This is a genomic window from Actinomyces oris (assembly GCF_001937665.1).
Lineage (GTDB): Bacteria > Actinomycetota > Actinomycetes > Actinomycetales > Actinomycetaceae > Actinomyces > Actinomyces stomatis.
Map to the genome: position 1 here is coordinate 98,479 of NZ_MSKL01000005.1, position 23,211 is coordinate 121,689.

18 protein-coding genes and 1 riboswitch are annotated in these 23,211 nt (G+C 69.8%); of the genes, 12 read left to right on the forward strand and 6 right to left on the reverse strand.

Annotated elements, in window-relative coordinates:
* Positions 1 to 119 precede the first annotated feature (119 nt).
* The 11 genes from BKH28_RS01760 (at position 120) to ribH (ending at position 11,772) form a co-directional block, all read left to right on the forward strand.
* Entirely contained in the window at positions 120 to 1,631 is a 1,512-nt protein-coding gene (locus BKH28_RS01760; RefSeq protein ID WP_075417220.1) for a hypothetical protein, read from the forward strand.
* Positions 1,632 to 1,790: 159 nt separating this feature from the next.
* Positions 1,791 to 2,444 carry a type II toxin-antitoxin system PemK/MazF family toxin gene (locus BKH28_RS01765; protein WP_075417221.1) on the forward strand — a complete coding sequence of 218 codons (654 nt, stop codon included), beginning with the start codon at positions 1,791 to 1,793 and terminating at the stop codon, positions 2,442 to 2,444.
* A gap of 183 nt (positions 2,445 to 2,627) precedes the next feature.
* Entirely contained in the window at positions 2,628 to 3,047 is a 420-nt protein-coding gene (locus BKH28_RS13980; protein ID WP_075417255.1) for a lactococcin 972 family bacteriocin, read from the forward strand.
* Between the two features lie 153 nt (positions 3,048 to 3,200).
* Positions 3,201 to 5,099: a hypothetical protein gene (locus tag BKH28_RS01775; RefSeq protein ID WP_256695427.1), complete on the forward strand. Its 1,899-nt coding sequence runs from the start codon at positions 3,201 to 3,203 to the stop codon at positions 5,097 to 5,099.
* A complete protein-coding gene (locus tag BKH28_RS01780; protein ID WP_075417223.1) occupies positions 5,092 to 5,796 on the forward strand; it encodes an ATP-binding cassette domain-containing protein in 705 nt (234 codons plus the stop codon). Before BKH28_RS01775 ends, BKH28_RS01780 begins: the two co-directional genes overlap by 8 nt.
* A gap of 142 nt (positions 5,797 to 5,938) precedes the next feature.
* Complete coding sequence (gene rpsT, locus BKH28_RS01785) at positions 5,939 to 6,199, forward strand: 30S ribosomal protein S20 (protein ID WP_009396927.1); 261 nt, start codon at positions 5,939 to 5,941, stop codon at positions 6,197 to 6,199.
* A 108-nt stretch (positions 6,200 to 6,307) separates the two neighbouring features.
* Positions 6,308 to 7,795: a DUF1846 domain-containing protein gene (locus BKH28_RS01790; RefSeq protein WP_075417224.1), complete on the forward strand. Its 1,488-nt coding sequence runs from the start codon at positions 6,308 to 6,310 to the stop codon at positions 7,793 to 7,795.
* Positions 7,796 to 7,926: 131 nt separating this feature from the next.
* A riboswitch (FMN riboswitch) is annotated at positions 7,927 to 8,056 on the forward strand.
* A gap of 86 nt (positions 8,057 to 8,142) precedes the next feature.
* Entirely contained in the window at positions 8,143 to 9,303 is a 1,161-nt protein-coding gene (gene ribD, locus BKH28_RS01795; protein WP_256695428.1) for a bifunctional diaminohydroxyphosphoribosylaminopyrimidine deaminase/5-amino-6-(5-phosphoribosylamino)uracil reductase RibD, read from the forward strand.
* Complete coding sequence (locus BKH28_RS01800) at positions 9,303 to 9,977, forward strand: riboflavin synthase (RefSeq protein WP_075417226.1); 675 nt, start codon at positions 9,303 to 9,305, stop codon at positions 9,975 to 9,977. Before ribD ends, BKH28_RS01800 begins: the two co-directional genes overlap by 1 nt.
* Complete coding sequence (locus tag BKH28_RS01805; protein WP_075417227.1) at positions 9,971 to 11,302, forward strand: bifunctional 3,4-dihydroxy-2-butanone-4-phosphate synthase/GTP cyclohydrolase II; 1,332 nt, start codon at positions 9,971 to 9,973, stop codon at positions 11,300 to 11,302. Before BKH28_RS01800 ends, BKH28_RS01805 begins: the two co-directional genes overlap by 7 nt.
* Positions 11,299 to 11,772, forward strand: a complete 474-nt coding sequence (gene ribH, locus BKH28_RS01810; RefSeq protein ID WP_075417228.1) for a 6,7-dimethyl-8-ribityllumazine synthase — start codon at positions 11,299 to 11,301, stop codon at positions 11,770 to 11,772. The genes BKH28_RS01805 and ribH overlap by 4 nt, the downstream gene beginning before the upstream one ends.
* Positions 11,773 to 11,779: 7 nt before the next feature.
* Here ribH and holA read toward each other — a convergent pair whose 3' ends face one another.
* The 5 genes from holA to BKH28_RS01835 all read right to left on the reverse strand — a co-directional run bounded on the left by holA (position 11,780) and on the right by BKH28_RS01835 (position 17,665).
* Complete coding sequence (gene holA / locus BKH28_RS01815; RefSeq protein WP_256695434.1) at positions 11,780 to 12,682, reverse strand: DNA polymerase III subunit delta; 903 nt, start codon at positions 12,680 to 12,682, stop codon at positions 11,780 to 11,782.
* The gene (locus BKH28_RS01820; protein ID WP_075417229.1) at positions 12,679 to 14,547 is read right to left on the reverse strand and encodes a ComEC/Rec2 family competence protein; all 1,869 of its coding nucleotides are present in this window, start codon (positions 14,545 to 14,547) and stop codon (positions 12,679 to 12,681) included. Before BKH28_RS01820 ends, holA begins: the two co-directional genes overlap by 4 nt.
* Positions 14,544 to 15,305: a ComEA family DNA-binding protein gene (locus BKH28_RS01825; protein WP_075417230.1), complete on the reverse strand. Its 762-nt coding sequence runs from the start codon at positions 15,303 to 15,305 to the stop codon at positions 14,544 to 14,546. The genes BKH28_RS01820 and BKH28_RS01825 overlap by 4 nt, the downstream gene beginning before the upstream one ends.
* A gap of 157 nt (positions 15,306 to 15,462) precedes the next feature.
* Complete coding sequence (locus BKH28_RS01830; protein WP_075417231.1) at positions 15,463 to 16,338, reverse strand: DegV family protein; 876 nt, start codon at positions 16,336 to 16,338, stop codon at positions 15,463 to 15,465.
* A 70-nt stretch (positions 16,339 to 16,408) separates the two neighbouring features.
* Complete coding sequence (locus BKH28_RS01835) at positions 16,409 to 17,665, reverse strand: glycosyltransferase (protein WP_143224041.1); 1,257 nt, start codon at positions 17,663 to 17,665, stop codon at positions 16,409 to 16,411.
* Between the two features lie 231 nt (positions 17,666 to 17,896).
* Here BKH28_RS01835 and BKH28_RS01840 point away from each other — a divergent pair, with 231 nt between their 5' ends.
* Positions 17,897 to 19,939 carry a helicase HerA-like domain-containing protein gene (locus BKH28_RS01840; RefSeq protein WP_075417233.1) on the forward strand — a complete coding sequence of 681 codons (2,043 nt, stop codon included), beginning with the start codon at positions 17,897 to 17,899 and terminating at the stop codon, positions 19,937 to 19,939.
* 120 nt (positions 19,940 to 20,059) lie between these two features.
* Here the strand turns inward: BKH28_RS01840 and BKH28_RS01845 are convergent, their stop codons facing one another.
* Positions 20,060 to 23,041: a leucine--tRNA ligase gene (locus tag BKH28_RS01845; RefSeq protein WP_075417234.1), complete on the reverse strand. Its 2,982-nt coding sequence runs from the start codon at positions 23,039 to 23,041 to the stop codon at positions 20,060 to 20,062.
* Positions 23,042 to 23,211 lie beyond the last annotated feature (170 nt).

Consider the following 23,211-nt stretch of genomic DNA (forward strand, 5'->3'; position numbering starts at 1 on the left):
CGCAACGAGAAACCGAGCGCGGCGAGACATGTTCCAGTGCCCCGAAACCATCGTTCCCAGCAATCCATCAAAGAAGCGATTCGCTTCTCATTCCCATCACCTCAGCGAAAGGCGTGCTCATGCACTTCCCACCTTCCCCACCCGGTCAGCCGTGGCGGCGCCTCCTGCGCATTGCCCTGGCTCTTCCCCTCATCGCCGCCGCAGCCCTCGCAGCCCCGGCGTCCGCCGATACCGACATCACCGTGGAGGGGCTCTACCACACGGCCGGTACCGGCTGCCATGGCTCCGACAATGCCGAGGGATGTCTGAGCTGGAAGGTCCGCATCCCATCGGCTATTGCCCCAAAGAGCGCCACAGACGTCACCATTGAGGCCGACTCCGTGCCGGGCCAGTGGACCTGGACCTGCCCCTCCCAGAACGGTGACGAAGTGGCCGGGACGAGCTCCTTCTACATCGACAACGGCGGCGGCGAGCCCCCGGCCTTGATCGTGGACTCTGAGCTGAGCTCCATCTCTGAGCTGTACAACCCCCTGCTGGGTGAGCCCATCGGCTCGGTCAAAGCCGTTTCCTGCACTCCTGAGCACCTGAAGCTGACCTATGAGATCAACTTCTACACCCAATGGGACAAGACCAGCTACCTCGACCTGGATCTGGGGACCACGGTGGCGGCTCCCGGTGCGGACGCGCGCAGCTACCGTTTCACCCCCACCATCGAGGTCTCCACGCGCAACGCGATTCTTCAGCCCACCGTCACGGCGAACAAACCCGCTGCCAGCGCGGCTCACGCCACCGTGTCCACCCAGGACGTCAGGGTCGACGGCGCCGCCAAGGACACTTCCCGCTTCACCATGACGGCGCGGAACGACTCCACCACCCCGCTGTCCAACTTCACCATCTCCGCCGGCCGGACCAGGGGGCAGTCCCAGGTGGGCACCCTGACCTGCGACCTGACCGCCTTCGGAGGCAAGGTCGTCTCCGCCACGGGACCGGCCGAGAACCTCAGCGTCTCCAGCGGAGCGGCCAAGGTCCCCCAGGGCAAGGACGTCACCTGCCAGGTGGACCTGACCGGCGTCGTGGGACGCAACCGGGTCAAGGCCGCACTCACCACCGGCAACCAGACCTTCTCCAGCGACTACATCAACCACCGGCCGGTGATTGAGGTGGAGACTCATCCCACGGATCTCCTGGTCGAGGCCGAGCCCACCGGCACCTACGAGGTCGAGGTCGGCTACACCGTCACCTTCACCAACACCACCGACGCCAACGGATCCAGCTCCGATATCGTCCTGCGGCCCGGGATTCCGGCCGGCTTCACCCTCAAGAGCGTGACAGGTACCGGCACCCCGTGGTGGGTCAGCCCGGACAGCTATGCCCTTCAGGACGACGGCTCCTTGTACTTGCGCACCAGTGACTCCCTGAACGCCCACTCGTCAACCACGATGACCTTCACCAGCACCTACCAGGTCAACGCCGAGGCGGTCACCCAGGAGACCTGGAAGGCCCTGGGCACCTGCGACCCCCAGGACCCCTCCAAGGGACTGACCATGCAGATCGACGTCGCCGGCAGTGAAGGCGGCACCGAAGCGGGGAGCCAGACAATCTGCACCCCTGTGACGCGCACGGGCAACTAGCGCCTCACCGACGCGAGTCTCCGGACGCACCGCACCATCACCCCATTCGCCAGCGCCACCGGTGGACCTCCTGCTTCGAGGCAGGTCCACCGGTGGCGCTGGTCGCCGTCGTGAGCCTGCAGCAGCCACCCCATCCCGCCCGACGGTAGGGTGGCGCCCATGGCCAGCCTTCTCAACCGGATCCTCACCCTGCTCGGACGCGCCGCCTCCGACGCCGTCAGCGACGCCCTTTCCCAGAAGTCCTCGACGCCGTCGGGCACGTCGGAGAGCAGGCCATCCGGTTCAGCTGAGACCGCGCAGTCCCGCGCCCCCAAGTCATCAGCGGCGAAGCCGTCACCGACCCGGCCCCGCTCCCACGACAGCGGCGCCGCCGCGGACGCGACGGGCCCCTCGGCGCGAGGCGTCAGCGTCTACGACGTCTCCACCCTGGGGCTGCCCGACTTCGCTTACTCCCCCGACCCCGATGGCGAGGCCGACCCCGGCGAGGTGGTGTGGGCCTGGGTTCCCTTCGAGGAGGATCCCGCCCAGGGCAAGGACCGGCCCGTCCTGGTCCTGGCTCGCCATGAGACCCGTCTGGTCGTGGCCCAGATGACGAGCAAGGACCATGACCGCGACGCCGCCCAGGAGGCGCGCTGGGGCCGCTTCTGGCACGACGTCGGCACCGGCGCCTGGGACCGTCAGGGCCGCCCCAGCGAGGTGCGCCTGGACCGTCTGCTCCTGGTGGAGCCGGCCTCGGTGCGCCGCGAGGGGGCCACGATGAACCGGGAGGTCTTCGACGGCGTCGTGGCCGCCCTGCGCCACCACCACTCCTGATCGCCTCCAGATTTCGACAGATCGCACAGGGTACAGATGTTATCCGCTAGGCCCGAACACGCTGGAAAGCACCTGCATCGGAGGTTTCCACAAAACAAGATTGAAGTATTGCCCACCCCCCTTCACGAATAAACTTGACTTACTGGCCAGCCCACCTATCCCTATGAAGTGATCGGAGCGATCATGGCACTCCCAACAGTCACCACCACCCTCAAGGGCTTGGCTGCCATCACCCTGGCCTCGGTTCTCACTCTTGGCACGTCATCCCCCGCATTCGCAGGCGAGTCACCTATCCCCGATGACGCCACCGAGTACGGCTCAGTTACTGTCGAAGACAGTCCTGCCGGAGGCTCAGGCATTCGCCCTGCCTGGATCACCGGTTCTCACACGACTAAGGTCACCGGCGGGACCTGGAGCTACGGCACGAACTCGAAAGTTGTCTACTCGAACTTTCATCACCCATCTCGATGCCATGGATCCTCAGCCCGAACCTACAATGGGCTCATCACCGCACGAAGTCCCAAAACTGCCGCAGGGAAGTGGTCTTACGCTCAGGTCCGACGCTCCACTGACACGAACGAAGCCTTCTACTGGTTCTGCTGAGAGCCATCAGTATCTTGCGGTAGGCGGCGGCCCCGCTGATGGGGCCCCACCTACCGCACCACCCTCATGAAAATTCTTCTCAGAGCCACCTGGGCCCTCAACCTCACGCTGTGCTTGGCGACCATCCTGCTTATCCCACAGTCGCTCCTTTTCTTGTTCCCAGCCGAGACGAACGGCTATGTCATTATCAGTGAAACCGGCGTCGACCCGGATGAGCTTCATCATATCGGCAAGCAGGCCGGCGTCGAGGTTGCCCAGGTACGCCACATCACAGACTTCGCCGATACCACCGACGAGTCATACTCGACAACCAGCGTCGAGCTCCTCGGCTACGAGGCTGATGACTACATTCGCCCGCCATTGACTCCCCTGCTCCTGCCGGAGCCCATCGCCTACAGCGGCAGCACCGTCCAAGACGATGCCCTGGGCGGGTGGTACGCGATCGGCTCGCGGCAAAGTACCACCCAGTTCCTCAGCCAGGTCACAGACCGGTGGGGCGATCGCATCAATGAGTCGGGGATTCTGACACCGGGCCTTGCCCTGTCCACCGCCATGAGCTCCGAGATCGGCGTGAGCCTGCTCCTGGCCCAGACGGTTCTGGCGCTCGTCCTGGCCCTTGCCACCGTCTCCCAGTCCTCTTCCTACAGAAGCGCCCGGTTGCAGGGCCGCTCCCACCGCCGCTTGGCCCTCCACCTCCTCAAGAACTGCCTCCTGTCAGCATGCCGGTGGCTTCTGGCCCCTTTGGCGCTACTCGCCCTGCTGGTGGCCTACGACATCTACGGCTCCGCCGCGCTGAGCGTCCACCGTCTGAGCGCCGAGCTCATCGCCTGCTGCGCCCTCCTGACCCTGGCCGCAACCCTGACCGGCACGCTCACGGGATGGGCGGTGCTCGCGGTTGGAAGCCGTCAGCGATCCGGGGCAGCAGCGCGTCCGCGCCACGGGATCGCCCTGCTGACCTATGCACTTGTCCTGGCCATGACCTGGTCCTTCTCCACTGCGAGTACCAGTCTCATCGTCGATGTCCTCCAGGCGCAGGCACTTCGCAACCAGGCCCAGGCCCAGCGGTCCCTTCCCCCGGCCACCGCTCTGAGCATCTGGTCCGTCAGCGAGCCCACCTTCGATGCCAAGACACCCCGGATAGCCTCCTTCATCACCCAGGCCCAGCAGGAGGGGAGCCTTGTTCTGACCTGGGCGATCCCTAACGGCTCCACCGAGGACGGATACGGGCCGCCCACCCTGTATCTCAACAACACGGCCGCCGCCCACTACGGCCTGCCCAAGGTCACTGAGCAGCAGGTGACCCTCTACCGGCCCCGGTCGGTGGCCGGCCAGGATGAGGCCTTGGCCCAGGAGATCGTCGAGCAGGCGCGATTCAACACCATGCACGGGGCGAGCGCGGACGCTGTCACCGTCACCTCCCACGACCTGGAGGAGGTCAGCTCGCTCCTGCCGGCGAACCTCCCCGCCGTCAGCTTCTTCCTCAGTAGCGAGGGCACCCGCACCAGCGACTGCCTCGTCGCCGTGGTCCCCGACGGCTACTTCGCCCCAGACGACTACCTGTCCGCCATTACCCAGGGGGCTGCAGTCCTCACCGGCCAGAACCTTGTCTCCCTGCGGGAGCGGCTGCGCGAGCACCACGTGGAGGACCTCGTGGCGCGCTTCGACGCCGTCGGCACCGGCAACACGGCCCTCAGGGAGCAAACCATGCACACAGCAGTCCTCCACGCCCTCATCTTGCTGACTGCAGCCACCAGCACCGCGGCCAGCGCAGGGCTCGCGGCACGCGCCTGGGCACAGGCCAGGAGTCGCAGACGTGAGATTGAGCGCCTGCTGGGGCATCGCATGCTGGCCGAGCGCCTCCTGACCGCGGTCCTCATCACCATCCCGGTACTCATCCTCGCCTGGCCGCTCCTGGTCCAGCCCAGCAGCGAACTGGTCGTTACTCAAATGGCGTGCGCACTCGTTCTCACCGCGGCCGTTGTCGTGGGATCACGCCACGCCGCCGCTCGGCCCACCGATCCCCGCCGCAGGAGGCAGGCCCGCCATGGCTGACACACTCACCGCTACAGACCTGACCATCTCCAGAGGCGGGCGCCTGCTCGTCGACGGGCTGGATCTGTCCCTGAAGGAGGGTACTGTCACGGCACTGACCGGCCCCAACGGCTCCGGCAAGACCACCACGGCATGGTGCCTGGGCCTGCACGACCTCGATTTCACTGGGACCGTGACCATCGATGGCCGGCCCTCCAGCAGGATGAGCCCGCGCGACATCCGCCTGGCGCACCGCACCACGATCGCCCTCCAGCCCCAGGACCTTCTTCTGGAGGACTCCTGGACCCCCATCGCCACACTGCGCCACGCCGCTTGGGCGCTCGGGCTCCCCCGGCGCCAGCGCGCGGCGCGGATCGCCGATGCCCTGGGCGCGGCCCGGCTCACCACCCTGTCCCGAACCCGCACGGGCCTGCTCAGCGGCGGAGAGCGGATGCGAGTGGCCCTGGCGCGAACACTGCTCATGGAGCACCCCCGCCTGGTCATCCTCGATGAGCCCACCGCCGGTGCGGATGAGGAGCTGGCCACGGTGGTCATCGGCGCCATGGACGCGTGGGCTCGGACCTCTGCCGCGATCCTCGTGGTCACCCATGACCCAAGGCTTGTTGAGCGTGCGGAGAACCAGGTAGAGCTCAGCACAGGCGAGCAAGTTCACGTGCACAGCCTCCATGAGCACGAAGCCATTGAGAATTTGGACTGATAGAGTCACCCCTTGGACCTCTGGCCTGGCCGGCTGCGGGGTCCGGCGACCGGGTCAGCCAGGTGCCCCACCACCTCATGTCAACCCGTGGCGCGAACCCTCTCTCCGGCCATCGACCAATCAGACGCGAGAAAGTTTCACCGTGGCGAACATCAAGTCCCAGATCAAGCGCATCAAGACCAACGAGAAGGCCCGCCTGCGCAACAAGTCCGTCAAGTCCGAGCTCAAGACCTACGTGCGCCGCGTGCGCGAGGCCGTCGAGGCCGGCGACAAGGACGCCGCGCTCGAGCACCTCAAGGCCGCCTCCCGCAAGCTGGACAAGGCCGTCTCCAAGGGCGTCATCCACAAGAACCAGGCCGCCAACCGCAAGTCCAAGCTCGCCAAGCGCGTCGCCTCCCTCTGAGGCCACCGCAGCAGTGAGCATCTGAAGGGCGCCTCCCACCGGGGAGGCGCCCTCCCCTTTTTTCCGTCACCCTCTGCCCGTTCATCAGACCGCTTCAAGGAGAGCCCATTGCGCATCGGATTCGACCGCGACAAGTACCTGCGGATGCAGTCCAGCCACATCGCGGAGCGCCGCGCCCAGTTCGGCGGCAAGCTCTATCTGGAGTTCGGCGGCAAGCTCATTGACGACATGCACGCCTCGCGCGTGCTGCCGGGCTTCACCCCGGACAACAAGATCGTCATGCTCGCCGAGCTGGCCGACGAGGTCGAGATCGTCATGGCGGTCAACGCCAAGCACCTCTCCCGCAACAAGGTCCGCGCGGACCTGGGCATCCCCTACGAGGACGACCTGCTGCGCCACATCGACGCCTTCCGAAGCTACGGGCTCTACGTGGGCAGCGTCGTCGTGACCCAGTGGACCGAGGACAACCGCCAGGCCCATGACTTCAAGCGCAAGCTGGAGGCGCTGGGCATCACGGTCTACCGTCACTTCCCCATCCCCGGCTACCCCGGCGACGTCGCCCGCATCGTCTCGGCGGAGGGCTACGGGCGCAACGAGTACATCGAGACCAGCCGGGACCTCGTGGTCGTCACCGCCCCCGGCCCGGGCAGCGGCAAGATGGCCACCTGCCTGTCCCAGATCTACCACGACCACCAGCGGGGCATCTCCTCGGGCTACGCGAAGTTCGAGACCTTCCCGATCTGGAACCTGCCCCTGGACCACCCGGTCAACATCGCCTACGAGGCCGCCACCGCCGACCTCGACGACGTCAACATGATCGACCCCTTCCACCTGGCGGCCCACGGAGTCCAGACCGTCAACTACAACCGCGACGTCGAGGTCTTCCCGGTCCTGAGCCGCCTGTTCGAGGAAATCCTGGGCTCCTCGCCCTACGCCTCCCCCACGGACATGGGCGTCAACATGGCCGGCAACTGCATCAGCGACGACGAGGCCTGCCGGCAGGCCGCCTGCCAGGAGATCATCCGCCGCTACTACCGGGCCCTGGTGACCGAGAAGCGCGAGGTCATCGCCCCCGTCCAGTCCCAGCGGATCGCGCTGCTCATGGCCAAGGTGGGGGTGAGCAAGGAGGACCGCCCCGTCGTGCCGCCCGCACTGGAGGTGGCCGCGGCCACCGGCGAGCCGGCCTCGGCGATCGAGCTGCCCGACGGGCGCATCGTGACGGGCAAGACCTCCGCCCTGCTGGGGTGCTCCTCAGCGATGCTGCTCAACGCCCTCAAGGTCCTGGCCGGGATCGATGATGACGTCAACCTGCTGGCCCCGGCCTCCATCGAACCCATCCAGAAGCTCAAGACTCAGCGGCTGGGCAGCCGCAACCCGCGCCTGCACACCGACGAGGTGCTCATCGCTTTGGCCGTGTCCGCCAACGGGGACGACAACGCCCGCAAGGCCCTCGACCAGCTCGAGACGCTGCGGGGCTGCGACGTCCACACCTCCACGATCCTGGGCTCGGTGGACGAGGGCATCTTCCGCGCCCTGGGGGTCCAAGTCACCAACGAGCCCGTCTACGCCACCAAGTCCCTGTACCGCAAGAAGTGAGGCCCGGTGCGGGCGGCCCTCCCGCGGTGCGCCCGCACCCGGACACCCCATTGAGGTGGGGGTGGTCACATAGGCGCGGAGAAACGGCTGAACGCACTCGCGCGCGGTACATTCTCCCCAACGAGATGAACTCGTGTGCTCTGGGGTCGGTGAAAGTCCGAACCGGCGGTGACAGTCCGCGACCCGGTCGCATCCAGCGACCGGCTGACCAGGTGGAACTCCTGGACCGACGGTGAGAGTCCGGATGGGAAGCGCACACGGGACACACCATGCCTCGCCCGCTGCCGTGCACCCGGCGGTCCGGCATGACAGTGTCTCTCCCCAGCGCACCCGAGGGAGAGGACCGGATGACCTCGTTCACCCCCGTGCAGGCGGCCGCGATGCGACGCGCCCTGCGGGTCGCGGCCTCCCCCGACGCCCCGCCCGGCCCCAATCCCCGGGTGGGCTGCGTCATCCTCTCCGCCGACGGCGACGTCCTCGCCGAGGGCCACCACCGCGGAGCCGGCACCGCCCACGCCGAGGTCGACGCGCTGGCGAACCTCGCCGCGGCGGGCGCCTCCGCCCAGGGAGCGACCGCCGTCGTCACTCTCGAGCCCTGCAATCATCAGGGCCGCACCGGCCCATGCGTCCAGGCGCTCCTCGCCGCGGGCGTGGCCGAGGTCATCTACGCCCAGGATGACCCGACCGAGCAGGCCGGAGGCGGCGCAGCGACGCTGGAGGCCGCCGGCGTGCGAGTACGATGTGGACTGTGCGCCCAGGACGCCGCGTGTCTCAACCGCCCGTGGCTCCTGGCCGTGACCCGCGGGCGCCCCATGGTGACATGGAAGCTCGCCGCCACCCTCGACGGCCGTATCGCCGCAGCCGACGGCACCAGCCAGTGGATCACCCCGGTGGCGGCCCGCCGCGACGCCCACCGTCTGCGCCGCCAGTGCGACGCCATCATGGTGGGCACCGGCACCGCCCTCGCCGACGACCCGGCCCTCACAGTCCGCGATGAGACGGGAGAGCCCGCCCCGGCTCACCTCCAGCCGCTGCGCGTCGTCGTCGGCTCCAGGCGCCTGCCTCCCACCTCCAGGGTGCTCGCCGACGACCACCACCTCCTCCTGCCCGACCACGACCCGCGCGCCGTCCTCGCCGTGCTCGCCGAGCGCGAGATCCGCCATGTCCTGCTCGAAGGAGGCCCGACCCTCGCGACCGCCTTCCTGCGCGCCGGACTCGTCGACGAGGTCGTCGCCTACACGGCCCCCGCACTTCTCGGCGCCGGACCGGCCGCCCTCGCCGACTTCGGGGCGACGACAATCACCGACGCCCTGAGGCTGCGAAACTCCCGCGTCGAGGTCCTCGGCTCGGGCGACGAACTCGCCGTCCGCGTCTCCGGTGACCTGGGGGCCGACGACATCCGCCCCGACGCCCCTGCGGTCCTCAGGCCGCGGCACCGCGCTCAACGCCCGGACCCCCGGGACCGCACTCGTCCCCCTGCCCACCGCCACATCGAGGAGAGACACTGATGTTCACCGGAATCGTCGAGGAGCTCGGGCACGTCGTCCGGCTCGAGACCGTCGAGGACAGCGCCCGGCTGACGGTCGAGGCGCCCACCGTCACTCAGGACGTGAGCCTGGGCGACTCCATCAGCGTCAACGGGTGCTGCCTGACGGTCGCCGCAGTGCACGGGAGCGCCTTCACCGCCGATCTCATGGCGGAGACTCTCGCGCGCACCACGCTGGGCTCCCAGAAGCCGGGAGAGCCGGTCAACCTCGAACGCGCCCTGCGCGCCACCGACAGGCTCGGAGGGCACATCGTTCAGGGTCACGTCGATGCCACCACCGAGGTCCTCGACCGCCACCACGGCGAGCACTGGGACCTCCTACGCATCGGCCTGCCGCGGGAGATCGCCCGTTACGTCGCCGCCAAGGGATCGGTTGCCCTCGACGGGGTGTCGCTGACGGTCGTCGACGTCGTTGACGTCGACGAGGCCCGGCACGACGCCACCCCCGATGTCTCTCCCACGCCGGGGGCGGGGGCGTCGCTCAGCGTCGGCCTCATCCCCGAGACGCTGCGGCGCACGACTCTGGGCACGAGGCGGCCGGGAGAACGGGTCAACCTCGAGGTCGACGTCATGGCCAAGTACGCCGAGCGTCTTCTGGGCGCCCGCCTGAGCCAGGAGGGTCAGCAGGCATGCTGAGCACCAGGAGCGCATCCCCGGACACGCGCATGGACAGCGTCGAGGACGCCCTCACCGCCCTCCGCGAGGGCCGGATGGTCATCGTCGTCGACGATGAGAGCCGGGAGAACGAGGGGGACCTCATCCTGCCCGCGGCGAGCGCCACGACCGAGCAGCTGGCCTTCGCGATCCGGCACTCCACCGGCATCATCTGCGCGCCCATGGCGGCCCAGGAGCTCGACCGCCTGGGGATCCCCATGATGACCGAGCACAACACCGATCCCAAGAGGACGGCCTTCACGCTGACTGCCGACGCACGCACGGGCATCACCACGGGTGTGAGCGCCGCCGACCGGGCGCGCACCGTCCGCGTCCTGGCGGACCCGGGCTCGGCTCCCAGCGATCTCGTCCGCCCGGGCCACGTCTTTCCCCTGCGTGCATGCGAGGGCGGGATCCTCACGCGCCGCGGTCACACGGAGGCCGCCGTCGACCTCATGCGCCTGTCGGGCAACCGGCCCGTGGGCGTCCTGGTGGAGATCATCAACGACGACGGCACCATGGCACGCCGGCACCAGCTGCGTGCGCTCGCCGACGCCCACGACATGCCCATGATCTCGATCGGCGACCTGGAGCGCTACCGGTGGCTGCACGAGGAGCTCGTCGAGGAGGTCGTCTCGGCGCACCTGCCCACCGCGCACGGGGAGTTCACCGCCCACGCCCTGCGCAGCAGGGTCGACGGCACCGAGTACCTCGCACTCGTGTGCGGTCGCATCTCGGACGGTGAGGACGTCCTCACCCGCGTCCACTCCGCCTGCCTGACCGGCGACGTCCTGTCCTCCCTGCGCTGCGACTGCGGGCCGCAGTTGCGCGCCGCCATGGAGGCGATCAGCGCCCACGGCCGCGGGGTCCTCGTCTACGCCTCCGACCATGAGGGGCGCGGTATCGGGCTCATCGACAAGCTCCGCGCCTACGCGCTGCAGGAGGAGGGCATGGACACCCTCGACGCCAACGTCGCGCTGGGGCTGCCGGCCGATGCCCGCAGCTACGCCACCGCCGCCCAGGTGCTGCGGCACCTGGGCGTGCGCTCGGTCGAGCTCATGACGAACAACCCGGACAAGGTGGCGGGCCTGGAGCACTATGGCGTGAACGTCCGCTCCATGACGCCGACACCGACCTTCGCCAACGGGGAGAACCTCGACTACCTGCGCACCAAGCGCGACCGCATGGGCCATCTGCTCACCGGGCTCGACCCCACCGGGTCCCGCACGGACTCACCGCCCGGCGAGGCGAGGGCCGACGACGCGACCTGGCACACGACCGACGAGAACGAAGGAGAGACACGATGAGCGGCTCCGGAGCACCTGAGCAGAGCGCACCCCGCGCATGGGGCATGAGGGTGACAGTCGTCGCCGCCCAGTGGCACGAGCGCATCATGGCGGGCCTGGTCGCCGGGGCGCTGCGCGCCGTCGAGGAGGCCGGAGCCCAGGCGAGCGTCGTGCGGGCGGTGGGTTCCTTCGAGCTCCCGGTACTCGCCGCGGCCGCCGCGCGCGGCGGTGCCGAGGCGGTCGTCGCACTGGGCGTCGTCATCCGCGGTGGCACCCCGCACTTCGATTACGTGTGCAGGGCCGCCACCGACGGGCTGAGCCGGGTGGCGCTCGACACCGGGGTGCCGGTGGGCTTCGGCGTGCTCACGTGCGACGACGAGGCCCAGGCGCTGTCCCGCTGCGGCGGGCCAGGATCGGAGGAGGACAAGGGCCACGAGGCGGCCTGCGCGGCGATGTCCACGGCGCTCACACTGGCCGCCATGCGGGTGTGAGGGCGGCTCAGCGCCGGCGGGTACCGGAGCGGCGGGCGTTGCAGATCGTCAGGACCGCCCGCTCGACGGCGTAGACGGGGTCACGGCTGGCCCCCTTGGCCTCGGCATCGGCCCGGGCCACGGCCAGGATCGAGGTGGCCAGGGCGTCGTCGGACCATCCCTGGAGCTCTCGGCGGGCCCGGTCCACCTGCCAGGGGGCCATTCCCAGCTCGGCAGGGCTCATACGCCGCCCCCCGGCGGCCGCGACCCGGGCGAGCTGGCGCACCTTCATGGCCAGGGCCGCGACGATGGCCACCGGGTCGGTGCCGGTGGCCACGGCGTGGCGCAGGGCCGTGATGGCGGCCGGGGTGTTGCCGGCCGCGGCGGCGTCGGCCACGGTGAAGCCGGTGGCCTCGATGCGCCCGGCGTAGTAGGTGCGCACGTGGTCGACGCTGATGGTGCCCTGGGTGTCGGCGAGGAGCTGGTCGACGGCGGAGCACAGCTCGCGCAGGTCGCTGCCCAGGGCGTCGACGAGGGCGCCCACGGCCTCGGGATCGATGCTTCTTCCGGCGCGGCGCACGTCGGCCACGACCAGGGAGGACTTGTCCTTGGCACTCTTGATGGCCTCGCACTGGATGGTCGGGTAGGGCGAGGCCTTGATGGCATCGAGCAGGCGTTTGCCCCGTTGGCCCCCGTTGTGACGCAGGATGACGCTGACCTCGGGGTCGGCGGCGCCCACGTAGGCGATGAGGTCGCTCAGGAGGGCGTCAGTCATCTGCTCCAGGGCGGGGACGTAGACGAGCCGGGGTTCGCCGAACAAGGAGGGGGACACGAGGGTGTCGAGCTGGTGGGGTTCGTAGGTGGCGGCCTCCAGGCGCGTGATCTCGGTGGTGGGGTCCTTGGCCTTGGCCTGCGCCAGAAGACTTCTCACCGCTCGGTCGGCGAGGACCTCCTCGCCGGCGCGGATGAGGACGATCGGCGCCAGCTGGGCCTGGTCCCAGCGCAGTCCAGCCGGTGCCTTGCGCTGGCCTCGGGAGCGGGAGGTTCGGGTCGCTGCCATGGGGCAAGCCTGCCATGAGCGGGCCGCGTCAACCGCCTGGCTCCTTCCAGCAGGGCGCGGCGGGTACGGGGAGCCGCTGCGAGCAGGACCCCGATCTCGCAGGACCCCAGTGCCAGGGCTCCCGTGAGGCCGCCCGGCCAGGGCAGGGTGGCGCCGGGCAGGTGAGCGAAGAAGCCGGCGACCCACACCATCCAGGAGCAGGCCGCAAGCGCCGGCCAGGCGATGACGGAGGCGGCTGCGGGCCAGGCCGGAGCGATCATCGCCGCCAGGAGTCCGCTGATGGTGGCGATGACGGCGGCCGGCTCACTGAGCAGGTTGGCGGGCACCGACCAGGCCCCCACCGAGGGCTGCAGGAGGATGAGGATCGGCCCGCAGGCGGCCTGGGCCACCAGTGGCAGTGCCATGGCGGCGGCCAGCCACCTGGGAAGATGACGTGAGAGGTGGGCAGCGACCGGTTTGGAGCCGATGACGATCCCGGCGGTGGCCACTACGGACAGTGCGAAGCCGTAGTCGCGGGACTGCCAGGGGTCGATGAGCAGTAGGAAGATGGCTCCGGCGAACAGGGCGGGTACGGAGGCGGCGCGTCGCCCGGCGACGACACCCAGCAGCATGACGGCCCCCATGGTGGCGGCGCGCAGTACGGAGCCTGAGGGGCGCACCAGGATGACGAGGAGAGTGAGCATGACCGTGCCGAGCAGAGCCCGCCACCGCCGGGGCAGCACCCCGAGGCCAGCCAGCCCCAGTCCCAGGATGATGGCGACATGCTGCCCGGAGACGGCGGTCAGGTGCGTCATGGAGACGGTGCGCATGTCCTCGCGCACCTGGGCCGACAGGGCGTGGTCGTCTCCCAGGGCGACGCCGGGTACGAGGGCGCGTGCCCCCGGCGGCCAGAGACCTGCCTCCTCCCCCGCTCCTTCGAGGCCCTGGGCTCCAACGGCCTGGGCAAGACCAGTGCGAATGCTGGTGACGGCCCCGAGTACCCCGGCCGGTGGGCCAAGCACCGTGAGGCCGGCGCGCTTGGGGATGATGGCGGCCTCAGCACGTCCCGATCCGGTGGGGCGTAGGCGCGTGCGCACCCTGACGCGGGTCCCCATGGGCAGACTCAACCACTGCGTGTCGCCCAGGACGGTGGCGCTCAGGGTGGAGGATTGTGCGTCCACCTGTTCGACGTCGAGGGCGCTGATGACCAGGGTGGAGCGGCTGGTGGCCGAGACTCGCGGCTCCTGGGACACGGTGCCGATGAGGGTGACCGGCTGCCCGGAGGCGACCGCCACGGTCAGAGGGTCGCGCTGGCGGGACCACAGGTGGGCGGCACTGACGGTCAGGACGGTCGCGGCGCACAGGGCGCACACGAGCAGGCTGGCACTGAGGGTTCCCACCGCCGTGGGGTCATGCTCGGGGGCGCCGGGGCGCTGGTCGGCCCGGTGGCGCGGTGGCCGGAAACGTAGGACGGGGACCACGAGCATCGCAGCCAGGGCTGTGCACCCGGAGGCCAGGAGCAGGACTCGTCTCCAGGCGTCAGCCTCCTCGAGTCCGACGGCCCACCAGGCGCCGGCCCAGCAGGTGAGCGCCGGGGCGAGCAGGCGCAGGTCGAGGGCGTCGGGGGCCTTGGAGGAGGTGGCGTGCCGACCTCCGTCTCGGTGCCGGTTGCGGTTCTGCTCCTGGCGCAGGTGCTCGTAGAGCGCGGGGTCGTCCCACGGGGCCCTGGGACTGCTCCGCCCCTGGTCCCCGTTCATACGGTGGCCTGCTCCCGCAGGCCCTCGAGCTTGGCCTTGCCGATGCCGGGGACGTCGGTGAGGGCGTCGACGGTGGCGAAGGGCCCGTGGGAGTCTCGGTACTCCACGATCCGTTGGGCCAGGGCAGGGCCGATGCCGGGCAGCTTCTCCAAGTCAGTGGCGGAGGCCGTATTGATGTTGATCATCCCGGATGAGCCGCCACCGCCGGGCTTCCCCGACGCTGTTCCCGCACCGGGGGTGGCGGCCCCACTGGGTTGCGGTGCGGGGTCGGGCAGGACCTCGCCGACTCGCGGGACCCGGATCTGCTCACCGTCGCTCAGAACCCGGGCGAGGTTGAGCTGCTCGGTGTCGGCGTCTGCGCTGGCTCCTCCGACGGCGCTGATGGCATCGGTGACACGGCTTCCTGGGGCCAGGGTCACCACCCCCGGCCTGGTCACCGCCCCGGTGACGTGGACGACGACGTTGCCGGCTGGAGCCGTCGAGACGCCCGGTTCTGCCGCCGATCCCGTGGCCGGCTTCATGGCTGGTGTCGCGGCCGGCCCTGTGGGCGGGGGCCGCATCGCCTCGGAGGCACCCGCCGCTGCCGCAGTGGCCTCTTGACCGCCGGCACCGGTGGAGACCAGGACGGCCCTCAGTGCCAGGGCGAGAGCCAGGATGAGGAGAGCGGAGCCGGCAATGATCGCGGCTCGTGGCGCGATCGCGAGGCGCCTGGGCCGACGCACTGGCTCCTCGGGGTCGGTCGAGCAGGCCAGGCGCACAAGGTCATCCAGGGACCTGTTCGTGCTGCTCCTTCTGGCTCCCATGTCCTTGACGGTAGGGACCGGTTCCGCGAGGCGCACGGAGAGGCCGTCTGCTCTGTGGAGAGCACTGGCGTCTGACGGCCTGTGGCAACCGGGCCGCGTTGTCAACCCCGGCTCAGTAGGCCCGCAGGTCCGGGGCGACGGCGATGCCGAGGGCCCCGGGGCCCACGTGGGTGCTCGTCGCCTCGTCGACCGGGAGGGTGAGGACCTCGGTGAGCTTGGCTCCGGCCTCCTCCATGGCCTGACGAAGACCAGTCTCGAGCAGCGCCAGCTTGTCGGCGTCGTCTCCTTGAATGACCAGGCACACCGGGTCGGCGGGGTGCCTGGGGCCGGACAGGGCGGTCCCACCGGCGACGCGGACGGCCTGCGCGATGAGGTGGCGCCTGGCGCGGGCCGCGCCGCGCACGGTCTCCAGTGTCCGGATCCCGTCGCGGGTCAGGGCCAGGACCGGGCGGATTCCAAGAACGCCGTCCAGGCGGGCCGTGGTGCGGTCGATCCTCCCGGAGCGGGCCAGGCGCCCCAGGTCGTCGACAACGAAGAGCTGGCAGGAACGGGCGGTGCTGGCCTGAGCCAGGGCGGCACCGCGGCGGGCGTCGTGGGCGCCGGCGGCGGCCAGCACCGCAAGTCCCAGCGCGCCGGAGCTGGTGCCGGAGTCGACGACGCGCAGCCACTGCGGGCGACGGCGCCCCACGCTCCCGCCCTGGCCGCTGTACTCGGCCTGGTACTCGGCCTCGAGCCGGGCGGCGGCGATGCGGGCGTTGTCCACGGTGCCGGACAGGGCCGAGGAGATGTGGATGGCCAGGACCTCTTCGGCCCTGTTGGCCGCGCGTCGGTAGACGTCCATCAGCTCCTGGACACTGGGCCGTGAGGTGGTCCCGGGCTCGCCGTTGTCAGCGGGGATGGCGTGCAGCGGCACCACCTCGATCGCACGGTCACGCATGAGGGGCTCCGTCAGGCAGGCGGCGGAGTCGGTGACGACGGCGAGCGACATGCCGCATACCTTATCGGCAAGCCGCTCGCTCACCGGCAAGGCGCCGCTGTTCTCCCGGGTCCGCGGGTTTTCAGCGATCAGAGACCAGGAGGTCCTCGTAGAGGTTGACGAGCCGTTTGGTCATCGTCTCGGAGTCGAACTGTTGAGCCACCTCCAGGGCCCCGTCGGACAGCTCGGCGAGCCGGGCGTCGTCGGACAGCAGGGAGGCGAAGACCCGGGCAAAGTCCTCCCCCTCGATCCCGTCGGTGAGGATCGCGTTGCGCTCGGTGAGGCACTCGGTCATCCGCTCGTCGCAGTAGACGATCGGGAGCCCTGAAGCTGCGGCCTCCAGGAACACCATGGGCTGGTTGTCGAAGTGGTAGGAGGCCAGGGAGAAGACATCGGCCTGCTTGAGCAGGACGGCGACCTCCTCCGGCGAGCGCTGACCGACCAGGACCACCCGGTCCGCCACCCCGAGCTCCTCGGCGCGCCGTGCCAGCTCCTCCTGGGAGGGGCCGGGGCCCACGAGCACCAGCTTGACCGGCAGGTCGGCCAGGTGGGGCATGGCCTCAATGAGCGTCATCTGCCGCTTCTCCGGGCTGAGGCGGGCCACGCAGATGATGATCTTCTCGCCGGGGGCCTTGGGGATGGGTGAGTCCGCGGCGCGAGCACTGCGGTAGCGGGTGGAGTCCAGCCCGTTGGGCAGCACCATGCAGGGGGCGGTCAGTCCGCCGTCGTCGATGAGGATCTGTGCCAGGTGCTGGGAGGGCGACAGGCAGGCGTCGCACTTGTTGGCGAAGGCCGCTGTGAGCCGCCATCCCTGCCGGGACAGCGCCGTCTTCATGTCGCGCTTGTTGAGGTGCTTGATGGAGTCGCGGTGGGGGCGGGGCAGGACCGGCAGCGATTTGAGCGCCACGGGGAAGGCGACGGACAGGGCCAGCAGTCCGGAGACCACGGCCAGCGGGTAGTCGTCGATGAGCTCGGTGTAGAGGGTGTGAATGGTGGTGACGTGGGGGATGTTCTGGCGCTTGGCCACCCAGTGGGCCAGGACGCCCAGGCTGAACTGGGTCTGGCTGTGGACGATGTCGAAGTCGTAGGCGTCGAAGCGCCTGGCCAGGCCGGGATAGATGGTGGCGACCTCGCGGCTGTCAAAGACGTAGTAGCGCGAGGAGGACAGGCGGATGACGTGGTCGTCGGTCTCCTCATAGCGCTCGGCCTTAGGGGCCACCACGTAGACCTCGTGTCCCATGCGTTCCAGGGCGGAGCGGAAGGTGGCCGTGGAGGTGGCCACGCCGTGGACGGAGGGGAGGTAGTCGTCAATGAAGAAGGCGATCCGCATGAGGGTCACCTGACTCTGCGGGACGGGTGCACCAGCGACTGGCCCACGAGGGGCGGTTCTTCCGGAAACGACGACGCAGGGGGCAACATGGGGCGTGCAAACCTCGCGGCACTGGGGACGGGCAGGTGTGGGACCAGACGTACTATCTCAACGCCATCGAGACCCGAGGCTACCCTGTCGGCCGGGCTTCTGGCACGCCCGGGTCAGCGCTCTGGCAGGTTCGGCGTTTACGATGAGGCCATGACCGATTCCGCTGAGATCGCACGTCTCAAGGCCGAGGCCGCCCAGGCCGCCGCCGAAGCCGCCGCAGCCAAGGCAGCCGCCGCTCAGGCGGCCCTCGACGCCGCCATCGCCTCCTCCCCGGCCTCGGCGGTGGAGCAGGCCGCCGAATCCCGCATTGCTGACGCACCGGGCGAGCCCGCCGCCCAGACAGCCACCGCCGCACCCCTTGCCGAGCCGGCCGCAGAACCGGCCGCACAGCCGGCAGCCGAGCAGGCTCCGGCCGGTGAGCCGGCGCCGACTGCTGAGCAGGCTCAGGAGCAGGCCCCCGTGCAGGCTGAGGGCGTCGCTGAGGCCGAGCAGGCCTCGGGCAGTCAGGAGGCTGAGGAGGCCGGCTATACCGCCCAGGTGCGTTCCGGGTACGGCTTCTCCTCCCCCACCCTGCCGGTGGGCACCTACCTCGATACGCTCTCGGGCGGCGAGCCCGCGGCGGTCAAGGGCCTGTCGGTGGGCATCCCGCTGGGGCTGCTCAACCGGCACGCGCTGGTTGCCGGGGCGACCGGTACCGGTAAGACCCGCACGCTTCAGCTCCTGGCCGAGGGACTGTCGGCAGCAGGTGTCCCGGTGTTCCTGGCCGACGTCAAGGGGGACCTGACCGGCCTGGCCGAGCCGGGAGCCTCCAATGACAAGATCGCCTCCCGCATCGCCTCCACCGGTCAGGACTGGAAGGGCCAGTCCTTCCCCATCGAGCTGTTCAACCTCGGTGGGTCGGAGTCCGGCGCCGGTATCAGCGGCACCCCGATCCGCACCACGGTCACCGAGTTCGGGCCGATCCTGCTCTCGCGGGTCCTGGGCCTCAACGACACGCAGGCCTCCGCCCTCCAACTGGTCTTCCACTGGGCGGACAGCCAGGGGCTGGCCCTGCTGGACCTCAAGGACCTGCGCGCCGTCGTCGACTATCTGACGAACACCGATGCCGGCAAGGAGGAGCTCAAGACCATCGGTGGGGTCTCTGCAGCCACGGCCGGGGTCATCCTGCGTGAGATCGCCGCCCTGGAGGCGGCCGGTGGTGAGGCCTTCTTCGGTGAGCCGGCTCTCGACGTGCGTGACCTCATGCGGGTCTCCCCCGATGGTCGCGGCGTCATCTCCGCGCTGGAGCTGGCCGACATCCAGTCCCAGGGCACGCTGTTCTCCACCTTCCTCATGTGGCTGCTCGCCGAGCTCTTCGAGACCCTGCCGGAGGTCGGCGACCCGGACAAGCCCACCATGGTGTTCTTCTTCGACGAGGCCCACCTGTTGTTCTCCGGAGCCTCGAAGGCCTTCCTGGAGGCCGTGGTGCGCACGGTGCGGCTCATCCGTTCCAAGGGCGTGGGCATCGTCTTCATCACCCAGTCCCCCACGGACGTTCCCGACGAGGTCCTGGCCCAGCTCGGCAGCAGGGTCCAGCACGCCCTGCGCGCCCACACCCCGGCCGACGCCGCCAACCTTAAGAAGGCGGTCTCCACCTTCCCGGTCAGCCCGGTGGACCTCAGCCGGGTGCTCACGTCGCTGGGCACCGGTCAGGCCGTCGTCAGTGTGCTGGACGAGAAGGGGCGCCCCGCCCCGGTGGCCCCGGTGGTCGTGAATGTACCCGCCGCCGTCATGGGGCCGGCCCAGGACGGCACGGTCAACCAGGTGCTGGCCTCCTCACCGCTGAAACCCAAGTACGCCACGGGCGTGGACAACGAGTCCGCCTACGAGCTGCTGGCCCAGCGGGTCCAGGCCGATGCCGAGGCCGCAGAGGCCGCTCGTGCCGCTGAGCAGGCCGCCAAGGAGCAGGCCAAGGCCGATGCCGCCGCGCAGAAGGACCTGGAGAAGGAGGCCGCCCGCCAGGCGGCTCAGCGTCAGAAGGAGGCAGAGCGCCTGGAGCGCGAGGCCGTCAAGGAGGCCCAGCGTCGCCAGCGCGAGGCGGAGAAGGCCGCCGAGCGCCGCCGGCGGGAGGTCGAGAAGACCATCGGCTCGGTGGGCCGCCAGATCACCCGCGAGATCACGCGCTCCATCTTCGGCACTCTCAGGCGCCGCTGAGAACCGGCTCAAGCAAGGCGAAGGGGCTGCACCAACCATCTCGGTTCGTGCAGCCCCTCATGCTGTTCCTGGGCCACCGCGGCGCGGCCGTGAGCGGCGCCGTCGTGGGGCCCGCCCCGGTCACTCGGGAACGATGCTCACCAGTTTGGGGGCGCGCACGATCACCTTGCGCACGCCGCGCCCGTCCAGGGTGCGGATGACGCCGGGGGCTGCCAGGGCCAGCTTCTCCAGCTCGGCCTCGGAGATGTCGGGGTCGACCTCGAGGCGGTCACGGACCTTGCCCTTGACCTGGATGACGCAGGTGACCTTGTCGGCGGCCAGCAGGGACTCGTCGGTCACGACCGGGAAGTCCTCGTGGGCCAGGGAGTGCTCGTGGCCCAGGCGCTTCCAGATCTCCTCGGCGATGTGCGGGGCCACGGGCGCCGTCATGAGGACAAGGGCCTCGACGGCCTCGCGCGGAACCGCGCTGAGTCCGGTGAGGTGGTTGTTGAGGACGATGAGCTTGGCGATGGCCGTGTTGAGGCGCATCCCCTCGTAGTCCTCGCGCACGCCCACGATCGTCTTAGCCACGAGCCGGCGGGTCTCCTCGTCGGCGCTCTCGTCAACCACCGTCAACTCACCGGTGGTCTCGTCGACGACGTTGCGCCACAGGCGCTGCAGGAAGCGCTGGCTGCCGGCGACGGCGCGGGTGTCCCACGGGCGGTCGGCGTCCAGCGGTCCCATGCTCATCTCGTACACGCGGAAGGTGTCGGCGCCGTAGGCCTCGTACATGTCGTCGGGGGTGACGATGTTCTTCAGGGACTTGCCCATCTTGCCGTACTCGCGGTCCACCGGCTGCCCCTGCCACAGGTAGCTGGTGGTGCCGTCCTCGGCGGTGACCTCCTCGACCTCGTCGGCGGGCACGTACTGGCCGCGGGAGTCGGTGTAGGCGTAGGCCTGGACGTAGCCCTGGTTGAAGAGGCGGTGGTAGGGCTCGGAGGAGGAGACGTGGCCCAGGTCGAACAGGACCTTGTGCCAGAAGCGCGAGTAGAGCAGGTGCAGGACGGCGTGCTCGACACCGCCGACGTACAGATCGGTGCCGCCGGAGATGTTGCCGGCCTCGGGGCGCGGCCCCATCCAGTAGGCCTCGTTGGCCGGGTCGACGAGCGCCTTGTCATCGGTCGGGTCGATGTAGCGCATCTCGTACCAGCACGAGCCGGCCCACTGCGGCATCGTGTTGGTCTCGCGGTAGTACGTCCGGGGACCGTCACCCAGGTCGAGCTCGACCTCGACCCACTCGGTGGCTTTGCCCAGTGGCGGCTCCGGGGAGGATTCGGCGTCGTCGGGGTCGTAGGAGCGCGGTGAGTAGTCGGTGACCTCGGGCAGCTCGACTGGCAGCATCGACTCGGGCAGGGCGTGGACGCCGCCGTCCTCGTCCCACACGATCGGGAAGGGCTCGCCCCAGTAGCGCTGGCGGGAGAAGAGCCAGTCGCGCAGGCGGTAGGTGACCGCGCCACGGCCGGCGCCCTTGGCCCCCAACCAGCCGATCATGGTGGCCTTGGCCTCGTCCTTACCCATGCCGTTGATGTCCAGGTCGCCCTGGGCGGAGTTCACGACGACGCCATCACCGGTGTAGGCCTGGGCGGTCAGGTCGACGCCGTGGGGGTCGTCGGCCGGGCCGATGGTCTGGATGATATCGATGTCGTACTTGGTGGCGAAGGCGTAGTCGCGCTCGTCGTGAGCGGGCACGGCCATGATGGCGCCGGTCCCGTAGCCCATGAGGACGTAGTCGGCCACGAAGACCGGCACCTTCGCCCCGTTGACGGGGTTGATGCCGAAGAAGCCGGTGAAGACACCGGTCTTGACCCGCCCCTCGTCGGTGCGGTCGGCGTCCGACGTCGCCGCGGCCTGGGCGCGGTAGGCGGCCACGGCCTCGGCGGGGGTCGCGTAGCCGCGGGTCCAGGCCTCCTTGGTGCCCTCGGGCCAGGCGGCCGGGACGGTCAGGGCCGCGGCGTCGTCGGCGATCTGAGCCTCGGTGCGCACCGAGCCGGAGGCCTGGAGGCCGCCCAGCATGGGGTGCTCAGGGGCCACCACCATGAAGGTGGCCCCGAAGAGGGTGTCGGGGCGGGTGGTGTAGACGCTCAGCGACGCGTCCTGCTCCGCGCCCTGACCGGCCCCGGGCACGGCGAAGGTCACCTCGGCGCCCTCGGAGCGGCCGATCCAGTTGCGCTGCATGAGCTTGACCTTCTCGGGCCAGTCCACGGTGTCCAGGTCCTCGGCGAGGCGGTCGCCATAGGCGGTGATGCGCATCATCCACTGGCGCAGGTTGCGCTTGAAGACGGGGTAGTTGCCGCGCTCGGAGCGGCCCTCGGAGGTGACCTCCTCGTTGGCGAGCACCGTGCCCAGGCCGGGGCACCAGTTGACGGGGGCGTTGGAGACGTAGGCCAGGCGGAAGGAGTCGATGACCTCGGCCTGCTCGGAGGCGCTCAGGGCGGCCCAGTCACGGCCGTCGGGGACGGGGACCTGACCGGAGGCTAGCTTGTCGCGCAGCTCGGACACCGGCCGGGCCGCCCCCTTACCGCGGCCGTCACGGCGCGGGGCCTCTGGGTCGAACCAGGAGTTGAAGACCTGCAGGAAGATCCACTGGGTCCAGCGCACGTAGTTGACGTCGATGGTGGCCAGGGAGCGGCGCGGGTCGTGGGACAGACCCAGGCGGCGCAGCTGGCGGCGCATGTTGGCGATGTTGGCCTCGGTGGAGATGCGCGGGTGCTGGCCGGTGGTGACGGCGTACTGCTCGGCGGGCAGGCCGAAGGCGTCGTAGCCCATCGTGTACAGGACGTTCTTGCCGGTCATCCGGGTGAAGCGGGCGACGACGTCGGTGGCGATGTAGCCCAGCGGATGGCCCACGTGCAGGCCCTTGCCAGAGGGGTAGGGAAACATGTCCAGCAGGAAGAACTTCTCCTTGTCCGCTCCGGGGCCGGCCAGAGCGCCGACGGGGTTGTCGGCGTTGAAGGTGCCCTCGGCCTCCCAGCGGTCCTGCCAGGCGGTCTCGATGGAGTCCGCCAGCTCCGCCGTGTAGCGGAAGGGGGTGTCGGACTCGACCGGTGCAGTTCTCTCTGACATCGCGGCAGCGCTCTTTTCCTACTCGTGCTTCCTGGTGCTGGGGCACAGCCTATCGCCCGCCAGCAGTGGCGCCCGGCGGCGTCCGTCCCACGGGCGGGCGAGACCGGTCACGTCGGTGGAGACCCGCGGCCTCGGCAGACCGGGGGCTTGCTCCCCCCCCCCCCCCCCCC